Origin of the sequence: Kribbella sp. NPDC004536, from assembly GCF_042873835.1 — a bacterium.
In the GTDB taxonomy this organism is placed as follows: domain Bacteria; phylum Actinomycetota; class Actinomycetes; order Propionibacteriales; family Kribbellaceae; genus Kribbella.
The window spans coordinates 653,165-675,450 of the sequence record NZ_JBIALY010000003.1 but is presented as its reverse complement, the minus strand read 5'-3'; the positions used below and the strand labels follow the sequence as shown (position 1 = coordinate 675,450).

24 protein-coding genes are annotated in these 22,286 nt (G+C 68.4%); 5 read left to right on the top strand and 19 right to left on the bottom strand.

Annotated features, from left to right (window positions below):
* Window positions 1-14: 14 nt before the first annotated feature.
* Window positions 15-626: a TetR/AcrR family transcriptional regulator gene (locus tag ACFYRU_RS28460; RefSeq protein WP_387663922.1), complete on the bottom strand. Its 612-nt coding sequence runs from the start codon at window positions 624-626 to the stop codon at window positions 15-17.
* A 70-nt stretch (window positions 627-696) separates the two neighbouring features.
* Here ACFYRU_RS28460 and ACFYRU_RS28455 point away from each other — a divergent pair, with 70 nt between their 5' ends.
* Complete coding sequence (locus ACFYRU_RS28455; RefSeq protein ID WP_387663920.1) at window positions 697-1,497, top strand: hypothetical protein; 801 nt, start codon at window positions 697-699, stop codon at window positions 1,495-1,497.
* A gap of 112 nt (window positions 1,498-1,609) precedes the next feature.
* On the opposite strand, the gene ACFYRU_RS28450 is transcribed toward ACFYRU_RS28455, so the two are convergent.
* The 7 genes from ACFYRU_RS28450 to ACFYRU_RS28420 are packed head-to-tail and all read right to left on the bottom strand — an operon-like array spanning window position 1,610 to window position 6,157.
* A complete protein-coding gene (locus ACFYRU_RS28450) occupies window positions 1,610-2,008 on the bottom strand; it encodes a pilus assembly protein TadG-related protein (protein WP_387663918.1) in 399 nt (132 codons plus the stop codon).
* A 29-nt stretch (window positions 2,009-2,037) separates the two neighbouring features.
* Complete coding sequence (locus tag ACFYRU_RS28445; RefSeq protein WP_387663916.1) at window positions 2,038-2,487, bottom strand: TadE/TadG family type IV pilus assembly protein; 450 nt, start codon at window positions 2,485-2,487, stop codon at window positions 2,038-2,040.
* The gene (locus tag ACFYRU_RS28440) at window positions 2,484-2,870 is read right to left on the bottom strand and encodes a TadE/TadG family type IV pilus assembly protein (RefSeq protein WP_387663914.1); all 387 of its coding nucleotides are present in this window, start codon (window positions 2,868-2,870) and stop codon (window positions 2,484-2,486) included. Before ACFYRU_RS28440 ends, ACFYRU_RS28445 begins: the two co-directional genes overlap by 4 nt.
* Window positions 2,870-3,067 carry a hypothetical protein gene (locus ACFYRU_RS28435; RefSeq protein WP_387663912.1) on the bottom strand — a complete coding sequence of 66 codons (198 nt, stop codon included), beginning with the start codon at window positions 3,065-3,067 and terminating at the stop codon, window positions 2,870-2,872. Before ACFYRU_RS28435 ends, ACFYRU_RS28440 begins: the two co-directional genes overlap by 1 nt.
* A 14-nt stretch (window positions 3,068-3,081) precedes the next feature.
* Window positions 3,082-4,020 (bottom strand): type II secretion system F family protein, encoded by a 939-nt coding sequence (locus ACFYRU_RS28430; protein ID WP_387663910.1) that lies wholly within the window; start codon window positions 4,018-4,020, stop codon window positions 3,082-3,084.
* Window positions 4,017-4,877, bottom strand: a complete 861-nt coding sequence (locus tag ACFYRU_RS28425) for a type II secretion system F family protein (protein WP_387663908.1) — start codon at window positions 4,875-4,877, stop codon at window positions 4,017-4,019. The genes ACFYRU_RS28430 and ACFYRU_RS28425 overlap by 4 nt, the downstream gene beginning before the upstream one ends.
* The gene (locus ACFYRU_RS28420; RefSeq protein WP_387663906.1) at window positions 4,877-6,157 is read right to left on the bottom strand and encodes a CpaF family protein; all 1,281 of its coding nucleotides are present in this window, start codon (window positions 6,155-6,157) and stop codon (window positions 4,877-4,879) included. Before ACFYRU_RS28420 ends, ACFYRU_RS28425 begins: the two co-directional genes overlap by 1 nt.
* Before the next feature lie 252 nt (window positions 6,158-6,409).
* Here ACFYRU_RS28420 and ACFYRU_RS28415 point away from each other — a divergent pair, with 252 nt between their 5' ends.
* Window positions 6,410-6,910 (top strand): SigE family RNA polymerase sigma factor, encoded by a 501-nt coding sequence (locus tag ACFYRU_RS28415; protein ID WP_387663904.1) that lies wholly within the window; start codon window positions 6,410-6,412, stop codon window positions 6,908-6,910.
* Window positions 6,911-6,926: 16 nt separating this feature from the next.
* Complete coding sequence (locus ACFYRU_RS28410; protein WP_387663903.1) at window positions 6,927-8,105, top strand: hypothetical protein; 1,179 nt, start codon at window positions 6,927-6,929, stop codon at window positions 8,103-8,105.
* Here the strand turns inward: ACFYRU_RS28410 and ACFYRU_RS28405 are convergent.
* Entirely contained in the window at window positions 8,102-8,845 is a 744-nt protein-coding gene (locus ACFYRU_RS28405; protein ID WP_387663901.1) for a GntR family transcriptional regulator, read from the bottom strand. The genes ACFYRU_RS28410 and ACFYRU_RS28405 overlap by 4 nt on opposite strands.
* Window positions 8,846-9,091: 246 nt before the next feature.
* Here ACFYRU_RS28405 and ACFYRU_RS28400 point away from each other — a divergent pair, with 246 nt between their 5' ends.
* Window positions 9,092-10,093 (top strand): Gfo/Idh/MocA family protein, encoded by a 1,002-nt coding sequence (locus ACFYRU_RS28400; RefSeq protein WP_387663899.1) that lies wholly within the window; start codon window positions 9,092-9,094, stop codon window positions 10,091-10,093.
* Here the strand turns inward: ACFYRU_RS28400 and ACFYRU_RS28395 are convergent.
* Complete coding sequence (locus tag ACFYRU_RS28395; protein ID WP_387663897.1) at window positions 10,048-10,782, bottom strand: hypothetical protein; 735 nt, start codon at window positions 10,780-10,782, stop codon at window positions 10,048-10,050. The two genes, ACFYRU_RS28400 and ACFYRU_RS28395, sit on opposite strands and share 46 nt — an antisense overlap.
* A 76-nt stretch (window positions 10,783-10,858) precedes the next feature.
* Here ACFYRU_RS28395 and ACFYRU_RS28390 point away from each other — a divergent pair, with 76 nt between their 5' ends.
* Window positions 10,859-11,731 carry a LysR family transcriptional regulator gene (locus ACFYRU_RS28390; RefSeq protein WP_387663895.1) on the top strand — a complete coding sequence of 291 codons (873 nt, stop codon included), beginning with the start codon at window positions 10,859-10,861 and terminating at the stop codon, window positions 11,729-11,731.
* Here ACFYRU_RS28390 and ACFYRU_RS28385 read toward each other — a convergent pair.
* The 9 genes from ACFYRU_RS28385 to iolB all read right to left on the bottom strand — a co-directional run bounded on the left by ACFYRU_RS28385 (window position 11,717) and on the right by iolB (window position 22,259).
* Window positions 11,717-12,859, bottom strand: coding sequence for a hypothetical protein (locus ACFYRU_RS28385; protein WP_387663893.1), 1,143 nt, complete (start codon window positions 12,857-12,859; stop codon window positions 11,717-11,719). The two genes, ACFYRU_RS28390 and ACFYRU_RS28385, sit on opposite strands and share 15 nt — an antisense overlap.
* 155 nt (window positions 12,860-13,014) lie before the next feature.
* Entirely contained in the window at window positions 13,015-14,517 is a 1,503-nt protein-coding gene (locus tag ACFYRU_RS28380; protein WP_387663891.1) for a CoA-acylating methylmalonate-semialdehyde dehydrogenase, read from the bottom strand.
* A 26-nt stretch (window positions 14,518-14,543) separates the two neighbouring features.
* A complete protein-coding gene (locus tag ACFYRU_RS28375; protein WP_387663889.1) occupies window positions 14,544-15,611 on the bottom strand; it encodes a Gfo/Idh/MocA family protein in 1,068 nt (355 codons plus the stop codon).
* The gene (locus tag ACFYRU_RS28370) at window positions 15,604-16,461 is read right to left on the bottom strand and encodes an ATP-binding cassette domain-containing protein (protein ID WP_387663887.1); all 858 of its coding nucleotides are present in this window, start codon (window positions 16,459-16,461) and stop codon (window positions 15,604-15,606) included. The genes ACFYRU_RS28375 and ACFYRU_RS28370 overlap by 8 nt, the downstream gene beginning before the upstream one ends.
* Window positions 16,458-17,504: an ABC transporter permease gene (locus ACFYRU_RS28365; RefSeq protein ID WP_387663885.1), complete on the bottom strand. Its 1,047-nt coding sequence runs from the start codon at window positions 17,502-17,504 to the stop codon at window positions 16,458-16,460. The genes ACFYRU_RS28370 and ACFYRU_RS28365 overlap by 4 nt, the downstream gene beginning before the upstream one ends.
* Before the next feature lie 9 nt (window positions 17,505-17,513).
* Window positions 17,514-18,509, bottom strand: coding sequence for a sugar ABC transporter substrate-binding protein (locus ACFYRU_RS28360; protein ID WP_387663883.1), 996 nt, complete (start codon window positions 18,507-18,509; stop codon window positions 17,514-17,516).
* 71 nt (window positions 18,510-18,580) lie between these two features.
* Window positions 18,581-19,462, bottom strand: coding sequence for a sugar phosphate isomerase/epimerase family protein (locus tag ACFYRU_RS28355; protein ID WP_387663881.1), 882 nt, complete (start codon window positions 19,460-19,462; stop codon window positions 18,581-18,583).
* A complete protein-coding gene (gene iolD, locus ACFYRU_RS28350) occupies window positions 19,462-21,369 on the bottom strand; it encodes a 3D-(3,5/4)-trihydroxycyclohexane-1,2-dione acylhydrolase (decyclizing) (protein WP_387663879.1) in 1,908 nt (635 codons plus the stop codon). The genes ACFYRU_RS28355 and iolD overlap by 1 nt, the downstream gene beginning before the upstream one ends.
* Complete coding sequence (iolB, locus tag ACFYRU_RS28345) at window positions 21,366-22,259, bottom strand: 5-deoxy-glucuronate isomerase (RefSeq protein ID WP_387663877.1); 894 nt, start codon at window positions 22,257-22,259, stop codon at window positions 21,366-21,368. Before iolB ends, iolD begins: the two co-directional genes overlap by 4 nt.
* Between the last annotated feature and the right edge of the window lie 27 nt (window positions 22,260-22,286).

The window sequence follows — 22,286 nt, the reverse complement described above, 5'->3', positions numbered from 1 at the left end:
CCAAGCAGCTTAGCTCAGCCAAGACCGCGACGAAGAACGGCAAAGACTTCGGCCACGGCCTGCTCCAGATCCCGCTGCGCCTGTTCGAGCTCCGACGGCGACGCGTCGTCGGGCAGAACGGTCATCAACCGCTCCTCGAGCACCTTCTGCGCGGCGGCGTACAGGGCCGCCGTCAGCCGGTTCTTCAGGTGCTCCGGCGAACGCTCATCGAGCGCCGCGGTGAGCGATCGCTCCAGCTCGTCGGCGGTCTGGCGCCGCCGCGCGAGCAGCGCCGGACTCCCCTCGATCGTCCGGACGAACTGCTTCCAGGTCGCCAGATGCCCGACCTCCAGCCGCTCCCGCGTCTCCTGCAGGTACTGCGCTTCGAGCACCTCGACCGGATCCGCGTCCGCCGGCGCCTCGCGGATCGCCCGCGCCGGCCCGGTCCACCACCCCTTCTCGTCGAAGAACAGATCCTCCTTCGCCGGGAAGTGGTTGAACACCGTCTGTACGGCGACGTCCGCGGCCCGCGCCACCTCGGCGACCGTGACCGCGTCGAACCCGCGCTCGAGGAACAGCCCGGTGGCCACGTCCGAGATGGCCTGCCGGGTCTGTTGCTTCTTGCGCTCCCGCCGCCCTAGCTCCATTGCGCTGACTCTACTCGATCTGCTTTACTGACTCCATTGTTGTAGTCACTACATTTTTGGAGCACATCCAATGACGATTCTCGTCACCGGCGGTCGCGGCGCGATCGCCCGCGCCGTCACCGCCGCGCTGACCGAGGCCAGCCAGGACGTCCGCGTCGCCAGCCGCGAACCCTCGGCCCTTCCGTCGGCCGTCGCGTACGACGCAGCCGACCCGGCGCCTGCCCTGGCCGGCATCAGCCAGGTCTTCCTGTACTCCGACCCGTCGACGGCTCCCGCCTTCGTGGCCGCGGCCGAGGCGGCCGGCGTTAAGCAGGTCGTCCTGCTGTCGTCGCTGTCCTCGCTCGGCGGTCCCGAGGACCCGCACGCGAAGACCGAACAGGTGATCGCCGCCGGTTCGTACGCGACAACTCGCCTGCAGCCCGGCGCGTTCATGAGCAACGCGAAATACTGGGCACACCAGTTCCGCGCGACCGGCCAGATCCGGCTGCCGTACCTCGACGCCGAGGAGGCTCCGATCCACGAGCGCGACATCGCCGACGCCGCGGTCCGGGTGCTGCTCGACGGTCCGGGCAACGGCCACGACGGCCGCGGATACCCGATGACCGGACCGGAGTCGATGACCCGGCGGCACCAGATCTCGCTTGTCACGGCGGTGACCGGCGTACCGATCGAGGCCGTCGACCTCACTCCCGACGAGGCTCGTGCCGAGATGCAGATGCGCGACGAAGGCCAGCGCGAAACCCTGCTGGCCTACTGGGCGTCCCGCGTCGGCACACCCGCCACCATCGAGCCCGGCGGCGAACTCCTCACCGCCCACACCGCCCGGTCGTTCACCACCTGGCTGACGGACAACCCCGGCCTCTTCACCTGACCGGCGCCATCCGCCGGGGCCGTGAACAACTTCTGGTGACTGGACAGAGGCAATAACCTGTCTCCACCCACCGGTACGTGTCTTCGCCCACCGGGCGCGGCCAGCCAGCGGGTCAGCGGATCGGGACGATGGCTGCCGATTCCGACGCCACGTCGGCGGAACCGGGGAAGCCCGGCGGGCGGAACGGGAGCTGCGTGGTCGACGTGAGCCGGACGATCACCGTCGTACCCTCGACGTCGACCGACCAGTCGAGGTTGTCGAATCTGTTGCTGGCGGCAACGTCATCGAGGTAGTCCGCGGTCAGCCGGCGCGCCTGGTCCGGGTCGATCGCGGCGTTCCCGCCTGCGCCGGGCTGCGCGTAGACCGCGGCCAGCCCGTTCGCGGCGGCGAGGACGGCGCCGTCCGCGGTGGCGTCGAGGTCGCGGCGGACCAGGAACGCCTTGCTGATGTCCGTCACCACCACGACCATCAGCAGGATGACGACGGTGAAGCCGATGATCAGGACGGTCATCTGGCCATCTTCACCGCGTTTGCGGCGGGTCATCCGTCGCCTTTGGCTTCGCGGTAGTCGCCGAACGCCTCGGTGTGCGAGGCGCTGATCCGGATCGCCGGCGGTTCGCCGCCGAGCGCGTCCGGGATCAATGGGAGCCGGACCTTGGTCTCGAGGGTGACCGTCACGGTCGAGCCCGGCTGCAGGCAGGCCGGGTTGCAGGTGATCGAGAGCTCGTCGTCGCTGAGCTCCATGCCCTGGTCCTTCATCGCCAGCCGCGCGGCCGCGAACGCGCGGGCCCGCGCCTCGTCCTCGGACACCCCGTCGGGGACGATCACGAACGCCCGCCCGGCAGCGCGGGTCGCAGCGGTCGCGCCGTACGACGCCCGCTGGACGTCGAACACGCCGAGCATCATGTACACCAACGGCACCATCAACAGAATCGCCAGCCAGGAGAACTCCACGACAGCGCTGCCCCGCTCGTCCCGGCGGCGTTTCATTCGCCGGTCTCCTTCACCGCATGTCCCTGGACGGTGAACGAGATCCCGGGGCCCCACAACCCGAGCGGCGGCATGTGTGCCTGGACCGACACCACGACGCCCGGCTGCCCGTCGATGTCGGTCGCGTCCGCCGACACCGAGTCGATCAGGTTGTCCGAAACCACCCCGCCGATCAGCTCCTGGGTCCGTGCGGCACCGTCGGCCGGTGCCCGGTTCAGCACGGCCGCGTAATGCGCACCCTCGGAGGCGGCGGCGGTCAACGTGTTGCGTACGTACAAGAACAGGCCGACCTGGAGGATGCCGAGGAACAACGGCACCAGGATCGTCGACACCAGCACGAAGTCGACGACAGCCGCGCCCCGCTCGCCGCGGGCTCTCCGCATTACTTATTGGTGACCGAGGACAGGGCGTCGCTGAGCATCTTGGCGAGCTGGTCGCCGGCCAGCTTCCAGATCGCGACGACCAGGCCGGCCGTCATCACGGTGATCAGCACCCAGCCGGGTACGTCGCCGCGCTCGGTCCGCGCCGGACGTGGCTTCAGCAGCAACGTCAGGAACAGCCTCGTCAGGTACAGGGACATGACCTCTCCTCAGTTCATCCGGCGATCAGCCGGATTCCGACAGCGCCCGGGTAGAAGGCGAACGCGATGGTCACCGGAAGGACCAGGAAGATCACCGGGACCATCATGGCGACCTCACGGCGGGCACCGGACTCGATCAGCTCGCGGCGCCCGGCTTCCCGGATGTCACCGGCCTGCGCGCGCAGCACGTCGGCCAGCGGGGTGCCACGCTCCAGCGCCACCGCCAGCCCGTCCGCGAAGCGCGACAGCGCCAGCAACCCGGTCCGGTCCGCGAGCGCGTCGAGCGCGCGGACCAGAGTCTCTCCTGCCCTGGTCTCGGCCAGGACACGTTTCAGTTCGTTCGCCAGCTCGCCGCGGGACGTCCGCGCAAGCCGGTCGAGTGCGGCGGCCGGGCCTTCGCCGGCGGCGACCGACAACGCCAGCAGCTCGGCAACGGTCGGCAGCTCCGCGAGCAGCCGTCGCTCACGTCGCCGTACCTGGGAGGTCAGGTAGGTGTCGCGACCGAGTACCGCGGTGATCCCGAGCACCAGGCAGAACACCAGCAGCGCGACCGGATCGCCGAGGCCCACCGCGACCGCGACGATCGAGATCACCAGCCCGGCGCCGAACGCGATCGCGCCCCAGAGCAGCTGCTCGATCCGGAACTCCTCGACCGTCCGGTCCAGCCCGGCCCGCTGGAGTCTTCGGCGGATCGTGTTCGCACCGCCGAGGATCCGTTCCAGCCGTTGCGCAGCGGATCGCAGCGACGGGCCGAACAACCGCAGGATCGCGTAGAACGGCGACCGCGAGTCGATCACCCCGACGAACACGTCCGGCGCCCCGAGATCCCGCAGGTACGGCGAGATCCGCTCGTCCACGGTCGGCTTCCGCAGGAACGGCAGCCGTACGACGACGAGCAGCAGGCCGCCGCCGAGCACCGCGCCGAGGAAACCACCGAGCAGCATCGGGTTCATCGCAACACCCGCTCGGGTTCGGGCAGCCGGCCGATCCGCAGCATCACCCGGTACGCGATCACGCAGACGACGGCGCCGACCGCGATGATCGCCGCACCGACCGGCGAGTTGTACCGCTGGATGACGTCGCCCTGGAAGGACAGCAACAACAGCACGAGCCACGGCGCCGCGACCGCGACCCGGGCTCCGTTCACCGACCACGACTGCCGGGACTCGAGCTCGGACCTGGTCCGCGCGTCGTCGCGCAGGAACGACGACAGCGAGCGCAGCAACCGTCCGAGGTCGCCACCACCGACCTCGCGCGCGATCCGCAACGCCTCCACGACGCGGTCGCCGACCGGATCGGCCAGCCGCGCCTTCAACCGGTCGAGCGACTCGGCGAACCGGCCCGTCGACGCATAGTCCGCACCGAACCGCCGGAACGGGTCGCGCAACGGCATCGGCCCGCGCTCGCCCACCTGGGCCAGCGCCTCCGACAGCGACAGGCCCGCCCGCACGGCGGACGCGATGTTGTCCACCACGTCCGGCCACAGGTCGCGGAACTCAGCCAGCCGCTTCCGTGCCCGGGACCGGACGATCGCGATCGGCAACCAGCCGGCCATCAACGCGAACACCAATGCCACTGGCAACGTCTTCGACACCACGAACATCAGCAGGAACGCGACCAACGCCAGGACCACGCACGCGCCCATGAACGCGCCTGGCGTCAGCCCTTCGATCCCCGCGCTCGCCAGCAGGTCCCGTGCCTTGCTCCGCAACCGTCCGTCCGCGCCCGGCACCACCTCGGCCGGCGCCACGAACGCAGCGATGATCAGCAACAGCCCGACCCCGAAGAACAGCCCGATCAACAGCCCCATCAGCTCGCCGCCCCTCGCGGCAGCTCGGTAAGCAGACCGGCCACGTTGTACCCGCCCTGCTGGAAGCGCTCCGGATGCGGCAGCTGCCCCTCGGCGCGACGCAGGTACCCGTCGTAGGTCTGGAACAGCGTCTCGGTCTCGATCGCCTGCTCCTCGACGCGCCCGGTGACCGCGACGATCTCCCGCACCCGCCGGCGCCCGTCCGCCGCGACCCCGAGGTGCACGACGAGGTCGACGCAGCCGGCCACCGTCGGCAGCACGAAGCGGGAGCCGATGTTCTCCCCGGCGAGCAACGGCAGCGTGCACATCTTCGTCAGCGCCTCGCGCGCCGAGTTGGCGTGGATCGTGCACATCCCCGGCAGGCCACTGTTCAGCGCGAGCAGCAGGTCGAGGCACTCCTCGCCGCGGACCTCGCCGACGATCACCCGGGACGGGCGCATCCGCAGCGACTCCTTCACCAGGTCGCGCAGCCGCACCTCGCCGGTGCCCTCCAGTCCGGCCTGCCGGGTCTGCATCGAGACCCAGTCGGGGATCGGCAGCTTGATCTCGAAGACCTCTTCGCAGCTGATCACCCGCTCGCTGCCGGGAATCGAACCGGCCAGCGCGTTCAGCATCGTGGTCTTGCCGGCCTGGGTGCCGCCGGACACCAGCACATTGAGGCCGACGGCAACGGACGCCTCCAGCACGGCGGCCGCGTGCGGGGTCAGCGAACCGAGCTGCACCATGTCGGTCAGCCGGGTCGCGCGGACGGTGAACTTGCGGATGTTGATCGCGGCGTACCGCTGGGTGATGCCGCCGAGCACGATGTGCACCCGGCTGCCGTCCGGCAGCCGGGCGTCGGTGAACGGCTGGGAGACGTCGATCCGCCGGCCGGTGGTCTTCAGCATCCGCTCGACCAGATCGCTGACCTCCTCCTCGGTCAGCACGGTCGTGGTCAGCTCGTGCCGGCCCTCGCGGGCGATGAACACCCGGCTCGGCTCGTTGATCCAGATCTCCTCGACGCTCGGGTCGTCCAGGTAGCGCTGCAGCGGCCCGAAGCCGGCGACCCGGTCGTGCACCTCCCGGCTGATCGCCTCCAGATCGCCGATCGGCGGCACGACCCCGGTAAGGCTGCGCTCGTCGTACTCCCGGACGACGGTGGCGACGATCGCGTTCACGGCGCCGGGGTCGCGGAGCGGGTCGATCCCCTCCCGGCGGACCACGTCGCGGACCTGGGCGTCGATCAGCTCGATGGCGCCGTTCCAGCTGGAACGGTGCGCGTCGAGCCTGTCCGCAGTCATCGATCTCCCCGTGTAAGTCCCGTCCGGCGACCACCCTCGGTCACCATTCGCGACATCCTTTCAACTCCTGCGCACCGGGCGCCACTCGTGTTCGCCGTGCCTGTGGATAACCGTGACACGCGGATGGCTCACTCACCGTATCGAGCGGGTCACGGCAGGTCCAGAATTCTGCAGCTTGTTGCAATCCGGCAGGTAACAGAATCGCGACTCGCGGCGTCGAACCGGGTGAAAGAGGGCTCGGGGAGGGGTGCTGTGACACGGTCGACGCACGATTTCGAGGAGTTCGCGAGGGCGCGGACCCCGCAGCTGTACCGGTCCGCCTGGTTGCTGGCCGGAGAGCACCACCTCGCCGAGGACCTGGTCCAGGAGACGCTGGCCAAGCTGTATCGGGCGTGGCGGCGGGTGGAGCAGACCGACAACCCGGCGGCGTACGCGCAGACTGTGCTGGTCCGCACCTACATCTCGCAACGACGTCGCAGGAGCTCGACAGAACGTCCGGTGGAGCACACGCCCGACCGTGCGGATCAGCCCGGCGACCATGCCCTCCGCTTGTCGTTGCTACAGGCACTGGCCGAGCTGTCCCCTCTCGACAGAGCAGTGCTGGTACTGCGGTACTTCGAGGACCGTAGCGCGGAGCAGGTCGCGTACGACCTCGGCAAGAACACCGGTGCGATCAGAACCCGCACGTCCCGCGCCCTGGGCCGCCTCCGCGCGGTCCTGGGCGACGAAGCCGTCCATCTGGCCGCACGATGACCCGGGAGCCCCGCCGATGACCCATGACCTCCCCGACCTGATGCGCCGGGCCACCGAAGACCTCCAGCCGGACACGACAGCACTCGTTGCCCGCGGCATCCGTCGCGGCAGGGTACTGCGCCGCCGCCGGACCGTACTGGCCGGGCTGTCCGGCGTGACCGCAGTACTGGCCACGGTCGGCATCTTGATCGGTGCTAACCAGGCCGTGAACACCGGAGTCCCACCGGCGACGACCCCGACCGTCAAGCCGTCTCAGGCTGCTGTGGCCGGACCTGTGACACCTGCTCAGACTCTCGCGACGCTGACTGGGCTGCTGCCGGCCGGTCTGACCCCAGCGAGTAGCACAACCTCCGGCGGCTACGGCTTGGGCACCAACGAGGCCACGGTGCTCCTGGACGACGGCGCAGGTGCCTCTCTGCTCACCTTGAGCATCACCACCGCCCAGGCGATCACCGACTGCAACCCGTTCCCACCCAGCTCCTGCACGATCAAGCCCGACCACAGCGTGCATGTGCGCTACAACAGCTCGGCCGGCGCGCTACGGCAGACAACCGTGGAACTGTTCTATCCGAACGGCACGCAGATCAGCTTGAGCAACTACAACGCCAAGAGCGAGAAGAGCAGGCCGACCCGCCCCGCGCCGCTCCTGACCGCCACGCAGCTCGCCAAGATCGCAGCGAGCAAGCGGTGGGCGTTTCCGCCACCACAGGCGCCCGACTTCCAGCCCCCTCCCGACCCGAACGATCCGGCAGCCGGTCACCCGCCCGTACCGGTCAAGCAGACGCTGGCGACCCTCAAGAACGTCCTGCCCGACGTCAAGCTGTCCCGGCCGAAGACCTGGACCGGCGGATTCAACGCGGCCTCGTACGTCGTGGACGGTACGTCGATCATCACCGTGCTGGTGCAGATCGACGTACCGAAGACGGCCTGCGGAGAGGGATACGCGGACTGCACGGTCCGTACCGATCACGCGGTCGTCAGCTGGACCAAGGAGGAGAAGGAGATCGCCCGTCGCGGTGGAGCGTCCTGCAACAAGGTGGAGATCGCGTACCCGGACGGACGCCGGATCTCGATGGACAGCTGCAACGCGGTGCAGACGGAAGACGCGGCTCCGGCCAGGGCGAAGCCGGCGTTCACCACCGACCAGTTGCTGACGTTCGCCGGTAACGCTGCGTGGAAGTTCCCTGGTTCCTAGCGGTGGACGAGCGTGTGCTCGAACGAGTACCGGCTGGCTCGGTACAGGTGGGACCCGTACTCAACGGGCTGCCCGTGGTCGTCGTAGGTGATGCGTGTGGTCGCCAGGAGCGGCGACCCCGGTTCTTCCGACAACAGACGGGCCTGCTCGACAGTCGCAGGTGTCGCGGAGATGGTCTGGTGCGCGACCTTCAATCGCACCCCCTCTGCTCGCAGCAGTTGGTAGAGCCCACGCTCGGCAAGCGTCGCGGGGTCGGTCTCCAGCATCTCCGGCGGCAGCCAGTTCCGCATGAGTGCGAGTGGTTCGCCATCTGCACGCCGGAGGCGTTCCAGCCTGAGTACCCGGTCGCCCTGCTCACACTGCAGTGCGGTAGCAACCTCCGCTGTTGCAGGAGAGATGCCGAAGCGCAGTACTTCGGTCTCGGGTTTGCGGTGCGCGGCGGTGAGGTCGTCGTACAGGCTCGTCAGCTCGAGCGAACGGCGGACCTGTCCGGAGCTGCCGACGACCTGGGTGCCGACGCCACGCTTGCGGACCAGCAGGCCTTGGTCGACCAGTCTGGCGATCGCCTGGCGGACGGTCGGCCGGCTGAGTCCGTACGCTTCGGCCAGGTCCACTTCGTTGCTCAGCCGGGAGCCGACGGGCAGTTCGCCGCCCTGGATGGCCGCCTCCAGCTGCTGCGCCAGCTGCACGTGCAACGGCGTACGGCTGTTCCGATCGACCTGGACCTGGACGGTACTCATGGCCTCATCCTGAAGGCTGGACCGGAATCCGTCGAGCCACCGTGGGGATTTGATCAGACCCCGTCGACCGGTGAACGTTCGGTGAACCGAGTCCGGATCACGGCCAACCGCTGTCCGGCGGCGCCGCCCGTCAGGCAGGATGGCACGTTCGCCGCCGCGACCGGGAGCTACCCTTACCGGCGGAACACGCCCCCTGGACGAACCCGCCGTACGGCATGCCGTGCGGCCGACCTCGAAGGAGAAGGCATGGAACCGCTGCGGATCGGCATCCTCGGTGCCGCCCGGATCGCCGGCCGGGCCATCGTCGAGCCGGCCAAGCTGACCGGCGCCCGGCTGGTCGCGGTCGCCGCGCGCGACACCGACCGGGCCGAGGCCTTCGCCGCCGAACACGGGGTCGAACGGGTCCATGCGTCATACCAGGCACTGATCGACGATCCCGAGATCGAGGCGATCTACAACCCGCTGGCCAACGCGCTGCACGGCCCGTGGAACCTGCGGGCGCTGGCAGCCGGCAAGCATGTCCTCACGGAGAAGCCCTCGGCCAGCAACGCTGCCGAGGCGCTGCAGGTACGAGACGCCGTCCACTCCTCCGGACTGGTGTTCATGGAGGGCTTCCACTACGCCTACCACCCGGTCATGCGGCGGCTGCAGGAACTGGTCGCCAAGGGCGAGCTGGGCGACCTGCAACACGTCGAGGCGACCATGGTGATGCCCCCGCCGGCCGACGAAGACCCGCGCTGGTCACTGCCACTGGCTGGCGGCGCGGTGATGGACATCGGTTGCTACGCGCTCCACGCGCAGCGCATGTTCGGGCAGTACGCCGGTGGTGCGCCCAAGCTGCTCAGTGCGCGTGCTGGTGAACGCAAGCGGCTGCCCGGTGTGGACGAGTGGCTCAACGCAGACCTGGAGTTCCCGAGCGGTGCAACCGGTTCCGTACGCACCAGCATGGCTTCCGAGAACCTCGACTTCAGCCTCAAGGTCGTCGGTAGTCGTGGCGAGGCCCTCGCGCCGTTCTACGTCCTGCCGCAGAACGACGACCGGGTGATCGTGACGACCAAGGAAGACACCTGGGTCGAGCACCTCGGCACGCGTACGACGTACACGTACCAACTGGAGGCGTTCGTCGGCGCGATCCGCAACGGTGCCCCGCTGCTCACCGACGCCGACGACGCACTGGCCACGCTGCAGCTCATCGACGAGTGCTACAGCGCCGCCGGGATGACCCCACGGCCTTCTTCCACGATCTGATCGTTGCGGCCGGCAACTGCATGCGCGAACGCCTGGATGAACGGGTGCGGACGGGTGCCGTCGCCGGCCAGCTCCGGCTGGAACAGAGTGGCCAGGAAGAACGGGTGACCGGGTAGCTCCGCGATCCGCGGCTCGCCCTCGTCGTCGTACCCGCTGAACACCATGCCGTGCTCCCGCAACAGGTCGAGCCTGCTGCTGTCCAGACCGTACGCACAGTGGTAACGCTCCATGGAGCGCTCCACGCCCAGCAGCCGAGCCGCCCTGGTGTTCGGCGTGACCTGTACGGCGCCCTCGTGCCCGACGAGTGAACACTGCATGGGGACGATCAGCAGGTCGTCGGCGTCCGGCGTACTCTCACCGTGCTGTACGCCCGTCGCACCGCAGACGTTGCGTGCGAACTCGAGCATGGCGTGCTGGAAGCCGGCACAGGTTCCGAGGAACGGGATGCCCTGTTCGCGGGCCGTACGGACAGCCTGGATCGCTCCGGCTTCACTGCGGTACGGGCTGCCCGGGAGCAGCCAGACCCCGTCGAAGCCTTCGACCGACTCGCCGGTGGGGATCCAGTAGACGTCGAGGTCGAGGTGGTCACGTTCTTCGAGCTGCCGGAGCAGACCGGGAATCCGAGCGTGCGAGCGAACATGCGGTGAGCGGTCACCGACCAGGGCGAGGCGTCCGGAGTAAGCGTTCATGGATCCATCCTGAGTGCGATCCGGGCATCAGCGCCAACGATGATCTCTGCATCCTCGATCAGAGATACTGATACTCGTGGATCCTCATCTGCTGCGGACCTTCGTCACGGTCGCCGAACGCGGCTCGTTCTCGGCCGCCGCCACCCAGCTCGGCTACACCCAGTCGGCCGTGTCCCAGCACATCGCCGCCCTGGAGACCGACCTCGGTACGCCGCTGCTCCGCCGCCGCCCGGTCGTCCCGACACCGGCCGGCGAGCGCCTCCTCGAACATGCCGGCCCCCTGCTCCTCCGCCTGGACGCCGCCAGAGCGGACGTACGCCGAACCGTCAGCGCCCCACCCAGCACGCTCACCCTCGCGGCCTCACCGCTCGCAGCAGCCTCCCTCGTCGGCTTGCTGGCCGAGGTCCGCCGTACTCACCCCGGCACGGAGATCACGCTGACTGTCTGCGGTCGCAGTGACGTGGTAGCAGGAGTAGCCGCCGGCACGTTCGCTCTGGGCGCCACCGACGGCATCGCCGCGCCCATGGATCCGCTACACCTCTCCGACGCCGTACAACTCCTCACGACTCCGCTGGCGCACGAAGACCTGGTGATAGCCCTTCCGCCGAACCATCCACTGACACGTGGTGTGTCCTTGCAGGAACTGGTTGACGCTCGTTGGATCGACGCACCCGACCTCGCCGCGCCGCTACCCGCTCTTCGTGCTGCCGCGGGCTCCGACGCGCTCCGTCCTGCCTTCACCTACAACGGCACGAACCTGCACACCCTCCACACGCTGATCGCCGCCGGTCACGGTCTCGCCGTACTCCCGCGCTCCGCAGCCGCGCAGGAGCTCGCCACCGTCCCGCTGACCAGCCCCCGCCTGGTACATCGGACCGAGCTCCTGCACGGCCACCTCACCGAACCAGCAGCCGAAGCCCTGGCCGCGGCACTCTCAATCGCGGAGTAGTTGCTCCAGGCCCCTACAACCCATCGGCCGGTCGAGTACGCCGACAGCCTCCCGCTCCGCGAACACCGCCCGATCCGCGTCCCCTGGATCGATCGCCTCACAGATCGCGTTGTAGGCCCAGTTCAACCACCCGGAGATCCCCACCGCGAACGCGCCCAGGTCCAGCTTCGGCCAGTTCGCCCCGTATCCCTCCCGAAACGCCCGCAGTCCTTTCGCATTGACGTCCGGCCGCATCACCCACTGCGTCAGCGCCGCCGCGACCTCGAGCTCCGGGGTCAAGGCTCCAGCGAAATCCCATTCCATGACGACAACTTGCCCGCCACGGCCCAATCGCACATGCGTCGGGATCAGGTTCCGATTGCAGAGCCACGTCTTCTCGGGAACCTCCAGCTCCACTGCCGCGAGCTCCCGCCACTGCGGCAACATCGCCTCGAGCCGATCGGCCCAGGGTTTCCCCGCCGACCGCGCCCGGCCGAGCAACTCGGCCCACTCGTCCTCCGAGCGCCGGTACGTCAGATACGCGTGGATCGGCTCCGAGCTGGGAATCGCCAACGAGTGCAGCCTTCCGAGCACCTCCCCTGCCAGCTTGGTGGTCCTCGCGGACACCGGCAACGCCGGCGACAGCCCGACCTCGAGCCACTCGTGCACCCGCCAGTTCTCGTCCCGCACGCTCTCGATCAGCAGCCCTCGCGGACTCCGCACCGAGACCGGTGAACACACCCCCACCGCCCCGGCCGCGTCCTTCAACCGAGCACCAAGCTCAGCCTGTTCAGGAGTGATCCAGGCGTAAACCGTGACGGCCAACCACCGCCCACGGTCCGTCGTGACCTCCCAGCACCGCCCCATCGCCGTGAGGACGACAGGGGTCGCCGGCGCCACCACCCTTCCGAGCCCGAACGCCTCGGCCAGCTCTTCCGCCAGCCCGTCCGGCGCCGCGGGCGCCTCCGCCACGCGACGCTCGACCTCGGCCTTCAACGCAGGCCAGTCGCGTTCGCCGTACTCCGCAGCCAACGCCCGCTGCGCCTCAGCGAGCGACGTCTCCGCCCTGGACTCCCGCAACACTCCCAGCAGGTCCTTCGCTTCCTTGCGCAGGAACTCGATACTGGGCCGATCCGGCAGGAGTTTCACAACGCGTCCTCTCGCGCCCGGACTCGCACGGGCCTCAAGAGAGCGTCACCCACCGCACTCGGTTGTGGAGTTGAGGTGGCTTCCAGCCTTCCGGCGAGTCTCGGCGCGCCCTCACGCGCCCCTCGAAGCTACCCAACGAGCCGGTGGGTGGTCAATCAGTCGTGGGTTGGGAAGCCCAGGTTGATTCCTCCGTGGGACGGGTCCAGCCAGCGTGAGGTGACGACCTTGCCGCGGGTGAAGAAGTGGACGCCTTCGGTCCCGTGCGCGTGGGTGTCGCCGAACAGCGAGTTCTTCCAGCCGCCGAACGAGTAGTACGCCATCGGCACCGGGATCGGCACGTTGATGCCGACCATCCCGACCTCGACCTCGTTCTGGAACCGCCGCGCCGCACCGCCGTCGTTGGTGAAGATCGCCGTACCGTTCCCGTACGCGTTCGAGTTCACCAGGTCGAGCGCCGCGTCGTACGACGTCGTCCGCACCACGGACAGCACCGGCCCGAAGATCTCGTCGGTGTAGATCGACATCTCCGGCGTCACCTTGTCGAACAGCGTCGGCCCGAGCCAGAAGCCGTCGTCGGCGCCGTCGAAGTCTCCCTCGCGTCCGTCGACGACCAGTTCCGCGCCGGCTTCGACGCCGGCCGCGACGTACGCGGCGACCTTGTCCCGGTGCGCGCCCGTGACCAGCGGACCCATGTCGCACCCGCGCGTGCCGTCACCGGTCCTGAGCGTGGCCATCCGCTCCTTGATCTTGCCGATCAGCTCGTCCGCGATCGGCTCGACCGCGACCAGCGCGGAGATCGCCATGCAACGCTCACCGGCCGACCCGAACCCGGCGTTCACCGCGGCGTCCGCGGCGAGATCGAGGTCCGCGTCCGGCAGCACGATCATGTGGTTCTTCGCGCCGCCGAGCGCCTGTACCCGCTTGCCGTTCTTCGTACCGTTCTCGTAGACGTACTTGGCGATCGGTGTCGACCCGACGAACGAGACCGACTTCACGTCCGGGTGCTCGAGCAGCCGGTCGACAGCCTCCTTGTCGCCGTGCACGACGTTCACCACGCCGTCCGGCAGGCCGGCTTCCTTCCACAGCTCGGCCATCGCGTTCGCCGCGGACGGGTCCTTCTCGGACGGCTTGATCACCACACTGTTGCCGCAGGCAACCGCAATCGGGACGAACCACATCGGCACCATGGCGGGGAAGTTGAACGGCGAGATCACGGCGCAGACGCCGAGCGGCTGGCGGATCGAGTACACGTCGACGTTCGTCGAGACGCCCTCGCTGTACCCGCCCTTGAGCAGGTGCGGGATGCCGCAGGCGAACTCGATCACCTCGAGACCGCGGGTCACCTCACCGACCGCGTCGGACAGCACCTTGCCGTGTTCGGCGGTGATCAGCGCCGCGATCCGCTCCTTGTTCCGGCTGACCAGCTCGCGGTACGCGAACAGGATCTGCGCGCGCTTGGTCAGCGAGGTCTGCGCCCACGCCTTCGACGCGTCATGCGCGACCTTGACGACCTCGTCGACGGTCGCCGCCGAGGCGAGGTCGAGCTCGCCGGTGACCTGGCCGGTGGCCGGGTTGTAGACGTTGCTGGTCCGCTCGGCGACCCCCGTCCACGGGCTGCCGCCGACGAGGTGGGTGATGCGCTTGGTGTCAGTACTCACGATGCTTCCTCACTGCCATGGTGTCTTTATCCGAGGACCTTGCTGCGGTCGGCCAGTGCGACGTCGACCGGTTTGCCGCTGCTCAACGACTCGATCCCGGCCTCACAGACGGCCGCCGCGGCGTACCCGTCCCAGGCGCTCGGCCCGTCGATCTCGCCGCGCGCGGTAGCGTCGATCCACCGCTGTACCTCGAGGTCGTACGCCTGCTCGAACCGGACCCGGAAGTCGGCCGGCATCGCGCCGCCCCAGTGCTCGCCCGCGCGGGTGAAGACGCCGGACCCGAGCCCGATCGTCGCGCTGCCCCGCTCCGCGACGGCCTCACACCGGACCTCGTACCCGACCTGGAAGTTCACGAACACCTCCACGTCGGCCATCGCACCGCTCGCCAGCTCGAACACCGCCAGCTGCGGATCGAACGCGCCCGCGGCGACCAGGCTCGTCGGCTTCGGCGTGTACACGGTGATCCGGGTGATCTCCTCGCCGAACAGCCAGCGGGCCACGTCGACCTCGTGCACCATCGAGTCCCGGACGATCATCTCGCTGCGGAACGACGGCGGGACGGACCTGTTCCGGTGCACGTTGTGCAGCAGCAGCGTCCGGCCGAGGTCACCCGAGTCGAGCAGCTGCTTCAGCGCCGCGTACTCCGGATCGAAGCGGCGCATGAACCCGACCTGGATGAGCTGCCGTCCGACCTTGTGCTCGGCCTCGACGACGCGCAGCGCCGACGCGGCGTCCATCGTCAGCGGCTTCTCGCAGAGCACCGGCTTCCCGTGCTCGAGACACGCGAACAACTGCTCGGCATGCGCGAACCCCGGCGACGCGAGGATCACCGCGTCGACGTCGTCGGCCGCGATCAGGTCCAGCGGATCTTCCACCACCCGGATCCCGTCTCCGTACGACGATCCGCCTGCGTGCCGCGCAGCACTGCCGACGCCTTGGGTCTCCGGCAACCGGTCCGCGAGCTCCTCCGCGCGGGCCTGATCGGCGTCCGAGACCGCGACCAGCCGCGCTCCCGACGTCTTCCGTACGACGCGCTCGGCGTGGTCGGCGCCCATCACCCCGACACCGACGATGCCGACCCGCACGTCACTCATCGTCCCTCCCCTGTGGTTCGTCCACGACCACTCCAGGATCGATCTCCCGCAGCTCGTGACTCAAGGCCTCCAGCTCGGAACCGCCCGCCATCTCGGTGGTCAGCTGCTCCAGCGTGATCTCCGACCGGTGCGTGTCCAGCGCCACCCGGCCGAGCTTCAGTACGACGAAGTGGTTGCCGACCAGGTACGCGTGGTGCGGGTTGTGGGTGATGAAGATGACCCCGATCCCGGCGTCCCGCGCCTTCACGACGTACTTCAGCACCACGCCGGACTGATTCACGCCGAGCGCCGCGGTCGGCTCGTCCAGGATCAGCACCTTGGCGCCGAAATGGATCGCCCGCGCGATCGCGACGCACTGCCGCTGACCGCCGGACAGCTTTCCGACCGGCTGCTCGAGGTCGGGGATCGAGATCCCCATCTTCGACAGCTCCTCCTGGGCGATCCGCTTCATCCTGGTCGCGTCGAGCTGCCGGAACGGACCCTTGGTGATCTCGTTACCGAGGAAGAAGTTCCGCCAGACCGACATCAGCGGCGCCAGCGCGAGGTCCTGGTAGACGGTCGCGATCCCGCTGTCGAGCGACTCGCGCGGCGAGGAGAAGTGCCGCTCCTCGCCGTTCACCGACATCCGGCCCGAGGTGTAGTCGTGCAGGCCGGCGATGATCTTGATCAGCGTCGACTTGCCCGCGCCGTTGTCGCCCAGTACGCAGGTGATCTCGCCCTGCCGGACCGCCAGCGACACCCCGCGCAGCGCGTTGATGTTGCCGTAGCTCTTGCCGACGTCCTCGAGCAGCACGATCGGTGAGTTCGGGCTGGCCGCGGCCTCGTCCGCGAACGACTCCGTGGTGGTCATCGTGCCTCCGCCCTGTTCTTGACGACCAGGTTCACAATCGTTGCCAGCAGCAACATCGCGCCCAGGAACGCCTTGAACCAGTCCGGGTTCCAGCCGGCGTACACGACGCCGAGCTGGACCATCGCGAAGATCAGCGCTCCGACCGCGCCGCCCAGGACGGAGCCGTACCCGCCGGTCAGCAGGCAACCGCCGACGACCGCGGCGATGATGTACAAGAACTCCTTGCCGACACCTTCACCGGATTGCACGACGCCGTTGGAGTTGAACAGCAACTGCATGCCGGTGAACCACGCGAAGAACCCGACCGCCATGAACAGCCCGATCTTCACCTTCTTCACCGGTACGCCGACCGCCCGCGCGGCCGCCGCGTCGCCGCCGGCGGCGAAGATCCAGTTGCCGATCTGCGTCTTCAGCAGCACCCACGCGGCGATCGCCACGAACACGATCCACCAGACGACGATGATCTTGACCGTGATGCCGCCGAGTTTGAACTCCGAGGCGAACACAGCCTTGGCCGCGCCGAACCCGTCCATGTCGCCGATCGAGTTCGACGCGACGGCGCCGGAAGCACTCCGGGTGACCGCGATGTTCAGGCCCTGCAGGATGAAGAACGTGCTCAGCGACACCAGGAAACTGGGCAGTCCGGTCCGCATCAGCAGCCAGCCGTTGAACGCACCGATCGCCAGCGAGAACACCAGGGCGACGACCACGCCGACCCAGACGTTCAAGCTGAACTGGTAGGAGAAGAGGCCCGCGGTCAGGCCGGACGTCGTCACCGCGACGCCGGCCGACAGGTCGAACTCGCCGCCGATCATCAGCAGCGAGACCGGCACCGCCATCACCCCGATCAGCGCGGCCTGGTACAGGATCGTGCCGGTGTTGTCGATGTTGCGGAACGGCGGCGCCGCGATCAGGAAGAACACCAGGATCACGGCCGCGCCGACCAGCGACCCGATCTCGGGCCGGCTGAGCAGCCGGGCGCCGAGGGACCGGGCGGAGACGCGGTCGTCCGCCGATGCGGGTGAGGTGATGGTCGATGCCATGGCGCTACCTCAGCGGGTTCCGGCTTCGGCGTACTTCTGGACCGCCGCGATGTTCGACTTGTCGATGAACGCCGGACCGGTCAGTGTCGCCTGGCCACCGCCGATGGTGTCGCCGTTGTTCTTGTACAGCCAGATCGCGTCGATCGCGAGGTAGCCCTGCAGATACGGCTGCTGGTCGACGGCGAACTGCACGGTGCCGTCCTGGACCGCCTTGGCCATCTCCTTGCTCATGTCGAAGCTGCCGACCTTCGCCGACGAACCCGCGTCCTTGACCGCCTGGACCGCGGTCAGCGCGATGCCGGCGTTCAGCGCGACGACGTAGTCAACTGACTTGTCGGCCTGCAGCTTCGAGGTCAGCGTCGCCTGGGTCCCGGGCTGGTCGGTGCCGTTGACGTTCACGTTCTCGACGTTGCCGAACTTGTCCTTGATGCCCTGGCAGCGGGCCTCCAGGCTGACGTTGCCCTGCTCGTGGATGACGCACAGGACCTTCTTGGCGCCGAGTTCCTTGAGCTTCTCGCCGGTCGCCTGGCCGGCGATCCGCTCGTCCTGGCCGAAGTACCCGAGCGCGCCGGTGGTCTTCCACTGGTCCAGGCCGCCGTTCAGAATCGTCACCGGGATACCGGCCGCGATCGCCTTCTTGACGTTCGGGATCACCGCGTCCGGCTTGTTCAGCGTGACCGCGATGCCGTCGACCTTGGAGTCGATCGCGGTCTGCACCAGGTTCGCCTGGGCGGCGCCGTCCGGATCGGCGGAGTACTGCAGCTCGATGTTGTCCTTCTTCGCGGCCGCCTCGGCGCCGCGCCGGACGATGTCCCAGAAGGTGTCACCAGGCCCTGAATGGGTGATCAGGGCAACCTTCATCCGCGGCGTGTCGGCGACGTTACCGCCGCTGCCGCCGGAGCTCTGCTCCTTCTGCTTGCCGCCGGAGGAGCTGCACGCGGCCAGAGCCGCGGCAAGTGCGACGGCCGCGATCGCGGCCACCGCCTTCTTCTGCCACCGAACCATGACTTGCTACCAGCCTTTCGGGTGTTCCGCTGAGTTGCTTGGGACCAGAGAGTTTCACACTCTGCTGGCCGTCATCCCGATTCGCCACCCCCATGTGACTTCAGATACGTGAGTGTGCGCTGCGCGATCGGCATCGGCACGTCGGGCGCGCACGGATACATGTCCTGCTCGACGATCGCGAACACGTCCACGTCCAACTTGGCAAGCGCTTCCAGCACTGGTGGCAGCTCTGGTACGCCGTACGGCGGCTCGCAGAACACACCGCGTCGTACCATCTCGTCGACACTGACACCGTTGCCGCCCGCAAGGACCTCGGGGTCCACCTGCTTGAGATGTACGTAGCCGATCCGGTCGGGGTACTTCCGGATCAGCTCGAGATTGTCGCCGCCGCAGTAGCTGATGTGGCCGGTGTCCAGGCACAGGTTCACGTACGCGCTGTCGGTCTCTTCGAGGAAGCGCTCGACCGTGTCCTGGGTATCGACATGCCCGTCCGCATGCGGGTGGTACTGCGTCTGCAGCCCGAACTCCTCCTTGAGGCGCCTGCCAAGCTCCGTCACCGCCTGCCCGTGCTTGGCCTGTCCCTCGTGATCCAGCCGTTCCTCGACGATCTCGCCGTTGTCGCCACGCCACATCGACGGCATCACGACCAGGTGCTTCGCTCCCATCGCCGCAGTCAGCTCGGCCGTCTTCACGACGTCGCGCCAGGTCGGCTCCCACCCGTCGGGACGGTGCAACTGCTCGAACGTCGTCCCGGCGGTCATCGTGAGGCCGCGCTGGTCGAGCTCGTCCTTCAACCGGACCGGATCCGTCGGGAGGTAGCCGTACGGACCGAGCTCAATCCGCGTGTATCCGGCCGCGGCGGCCTCGTCGAGGAACCGCGTCCACGACGTCTGCTGCGGGTCGTCGGCGAACCAGACACCCCACGAGTCCGGCGCCGTACCGATACGGACCATCAGCTGTCCCCCTCGGTCGGGGACAGATACGGACGCTGCGCCTTCTTGCTCTCCTCGTACGACGCCGCGGCGGCCTGCGTGCTCCGCAGTTCCGAGACCTCGCTGACCGGGACGTCCCACCACGAGTCGCTGTCCGGGCCGCCGATCAGCGGATCGGTGGTCACGTGGATCGCGATCGGACCGGTCGCCGCCTTCGCGGTCCGGATCGCCTTCTCCAGCTCGGACCTGCTCCGTACGTCGATCACGTCGACGCCGAAGCTGCGCACGTTCGCCGCGAGGTCTACGGGCAGGTAGTCGCCGTCCAGCCGGCCGTCTCCGGTGCGCTTGCGGTAGGCCGTACCGAACCGCTGGGAGCCGAGCGACTCCGAGAGCGCGCCGATCGACGCGAAGCCGTGGTTCTGCACCAGCACCACGATGATCTTCAGGTTCTCCTGGACCGCGGTGGCCAGTTCGCTGGACATCATCAGGTACGACCCGTCGCCGACCAGGACGAAGACGTCGCGATCCGGTGCGCCGAGCCGGACCCCCAGGCCGCCGGCGATCTCGTAACCCATGCAGGAGTAGCCATATTCGACGTGGTATCCCTTCGGGTCGCGGGTCCGCCACAGCTTGTGGAGGTCGCCCGGCATCGAACCGGCCGCACACACAACCACATCAGACGCCGCCGACAATTCGTTGACGGTGCCGATCACCTCGCCCTGGGTGAGCAGTCCTTCGGCCGCGGTCCGGTCGGCGGCGGGCCGGAAAACTGCGTCCACAGTTCCGTTCCAGGTCCTGGTGAGTTCCTGGGTCTCGGCTGTGTAATGGGCATCCACGGACCACTCGCCGAGCGCAGAACCCAACGAAACAAGGGTTTCTCGCGCATCGGCCACTACGGGGAGGCCTGCATGCTTGGCACTGTCGAAACGCGCGACGTTGATGTTGAGGAACCGCACGTTCGGGTTCTGGAAGGCCGTCCGCGACGCCGTCGTGAAGTCGCTGTAGCGGGTGCCGATCCCGATCACGAGGTCGGCGTCCCGGGCCAGCGCGTTGGCTGCCGTGGTCCCGGTCGAGCCGACGGCACCCACCGACTGCGGATGATCCCAGCTCAGAGATCCCTTACCTGCTTGGGTTTCCGACACCGGCACGCCTGTGCGCTCGGCGAACTCCCGCAACGCGTCCTCGGCGCCGGAGTAGTGCACACCACCGCCGGCCACGATCAGCGGCCGCTCCGCGGACCGTAGGAGAGCTACGGCCTTGTCGACAATCGATGCCTCCGGCAAGGGCCGCGCGACGTACCAGGTGCGCTCCTCGAAGAGCTCGTCCGGCCAGTCGTAGGCCTCGGCCTGGACGTCCTGCGGCAGGGCCAGCGTCACCGCGCCGGTCTCGACCGGATCCGTCAGCACCCGCATCGCGTTCATCAGTGCCGACGGCAACTGTTCGGGCCGCCAGACGCGGTCGAAGTACTTCGACACCGGGCGGAACGCGTCGTTGACCGAGAGGTCACCGGCGCCGAAGCTCTCCAGCTCCTGCAGCACGGGTGTCGTCACCCGGGTCGCGAACACGTCCGAAGGGAGGATCAGCACCGGCAGCCGGTTGATCGTGGCGAGTGCCGCACCGGTCACCATGTTGGTCGAGCCCGGACCGACGCTCGCCGTACAGGCATAGGTCTGCAGCCTGTCACGCGTGCGGGCGAAGGCCGCCGCGGTGTGCACCATGGCCTGCTCGTTCCGGGCCAGGATGTACGGCAGCGCCTTCGGGTCCTGGAGCTCCGACTGCAGCAACGCCTGGCCGACCCCAGCCACGTTGCCGTGACCGAAGATGCCGAGGCACCCCTCGATCAACCGCTGCCGGGCCCCGTCCCGCTCCGAGTACTGGACGCTCAGGAATCGCACCAGCGCCTGCGCGACCGTGAGACGCACCGTCATGAGTCTTCCCCTCCAAAAGGCAACCGAGGATCGATATGTTGCGAACTCCACAACTCACGGACCCACGCGTGCTGCGGATCGTCAGTGATCAGCCACTGGCGTTCGGTGCCGGGGCCTGCCATCACGTTCAGGTAGTACATGTCGTAGCCGGGCGGCGCCATCGCCGGCCCGTGCCAACCGTGCGGGACCAGCACCACGTCACCGCTGTGCACCTCGGCGAGCACGTCGATCGGGCGCTCCGGCGTACCGTAGACCCGCTGGTAGCCGATCGGATCGTTGCCCTTGACACCTTCCGGTACGTCGTCGGACAGCTGCAGCTCGAAGTAGTAGATCTCCTCGAGCTCGCTCTCCTTCCCCGGCCGGTGCTCGTCGTGCTTGTGCGGCGGGTAGGACGACCAGTTCCCGGCCGGCGTGATCACCTCGCAGGCGATGATCGAGTCCGCCTCGAGAACTCCGGGCGTACCGAAGTTGCGGACCTGACGGGACGCGACCCCGGCGCCCCGCAGCTCGGTCTCGACATCCTCGACACCGATCCGACGGAACGGGTGGTCCGCGGCTGCTTTCGCGTGTGGGAAGGCGATCCGCGCGCCACCGGCGCTCACCACCGCGAAGGTCGAGTTCCGCGGCACGTAGGCGAGATCCGTCGCGCCCGCGAACACGTCCGCCCGGCCGCCGAGCGGCACCGACTCACCGTCGACGATGACCTCGGCCGAACCGTTCAGCGGAAGGACGATGTACTCGCAGTCCCCGGTGTCGATCTCCACCGACTGCCCGGGCAACAGCGTCCGGACCAGGAGGCCGCTGTGATGCCACTGCGGCTCGCTCGGCCGCACCACCACGTCGTACCCGTCGTCCACCGCCGTACCGGCCGGCCGAACCCATTCAGTCATCCCAACCGTCCTTCGTCAGAAGCCCCG

Bases quoted from the DNA above. Each gene is read 5' to 3' on its own strand.
- ACFYRU_RS28395 (WP_387663897.1), bottom strand. From the start codon at position 10,782: ATGAACGCTTACTCCGGACGCCTCGCCCTGGTCGGTGACCGCTCACCG.
- ACFYRU_RS28375 (WP_387663889.1), bottom strand. From the start codon at position 15,611: ATGAGTGACGTGCGGGTCGGCATCGTCGGTGTCGGGGTGATGGGCGCC.
- ACFYRU_RS28355 (WP_387663881.1), bottom strand. From the start codon at position 19,462: ATGGTCCGTATCGGTACGGCGCCGGACTCGTGGGGTGTCTGGTTCGCC.
- ACFYRU_RS28360 (WP_387663883.1), bottom strand. From the start codon at position 18,509: ATGGTTCGGTGGCAGAAGAAGGCGGTGGCCGCGATCGCGGCCGTCGCA.
- iolD (WP_387663879.1), bottom strand. From the start codon at position 21,369: ATGACGGTGCGTCTCACGGTCGCGCAGGCGCTGGTGCGATTCCTGAGC.
- ACFYRU_RS28455 (WP_387663920.1), top strand. From the start codon at position 697: ATGACGATTCTCGTCACCGGCGGTCGCGGCGCGATCGCCCGCGCCGTC.
- ACFYRU_RS28460 (WP_387663922.1), bottom strand. From the start codon at position 626: ATGGAGCTAGGGCGGCGGGAGCGCAAGAAGCAACAGACCCGGCAGGCC.
- ACFYRU_RS28405 (WP_387663901.1), bottom strand. From the start codon at position 8,845: ATGAGTACCGTCCAGGTCCAGGTCGATCGGAACAGCCGTACGCCGTTG.
- ACFYRU_RS28425 (WP_387663908.1), bottom strand. From the start codon at position 4,877: ATGGGGCTGTTGATCGGGCTGTTCTTCGGGGTCGGGCTGTTGCTGATC.
- ACFYRU_RS28430 (WP_387663910.1), bottom strand. From the start codon at position 4,020: ATGAACCCGATGCTGCTCGGTGGTTTCCTCGGCGCGGTGCTCGGCGGC.
- ACFYRU_RS28445 (WP_387663916.1), bottom strand. From the start codon at position 2,487: ATGAAACGCCGCCGGGACGAGCGGGGCAGCGCTGTCGTGGAGTTCTCC.
- ACFYRU_RS28420 (WP_387663906.1), bottom strand. From the start codon at position 6,157: ATGACTGCGGACAGGCTCGACGCGCACCGTTCCAGCTGGAACGGCGCC.
- ACFYRU_RS28440 (WP_387663914.1), bottom strand. From the start codon at position 2,870: ATGCGGAGAGCCCGCGGCGAGCGGGGCGCGGCTGTCGTCGACTTCGTG.
- ACFYRU_RS28450 (WP_387663918.1), bottom strand. From the start codon at position 2,008: ATGACCGTCCTGATCATCGGCTTCACCGTCGTCATCCTGCTGATGGTC.
- ACFYRU_RS28370 (WP_387663887.1), bottom strand. From the start codon at position 16,461: ATGACCACCACGGAGTCGTTCGCGGACGAGGCCGCGGCCAGCCCGAAC.
- ACFYRU_RS28365 (WP_387663885.1), bottom strand. From the start codon at position 17,504: ATGGCATCGACCATCACCTCACCCGCATCGGCGGACGACCGCGTCTCC.
- ACFYRU_RS28400 (WP_387663899.1), top strand. From the start codon at position 9,092: ATGGAACCGCTGCGGATCGGCATCCTCGGTGCCGCCCGGATCGCCGGC.
- ACFYRU_RS28435 (WP_387663912.1), bottom strand. From the start codon at position 3,067: ATGTCCCTGTACCTGACGAGGCTGTTCCTGACGTTGCTGCTGAAGCCA.
- iolB (WP_387663877.1), bottom strand. From the start codon at position 22,259: ATGACTGAATGGGTTCGGCCGGCCGGTACGGCGGTGGACGACGGGTAC.
- ACFYRU_RS28410 (WP_387663903.1), top strand. From the start codon at position 6,927: ATGACCCATGACCTCCCCGACCTGATGCGCCGGGCCACCGAAGACCTC.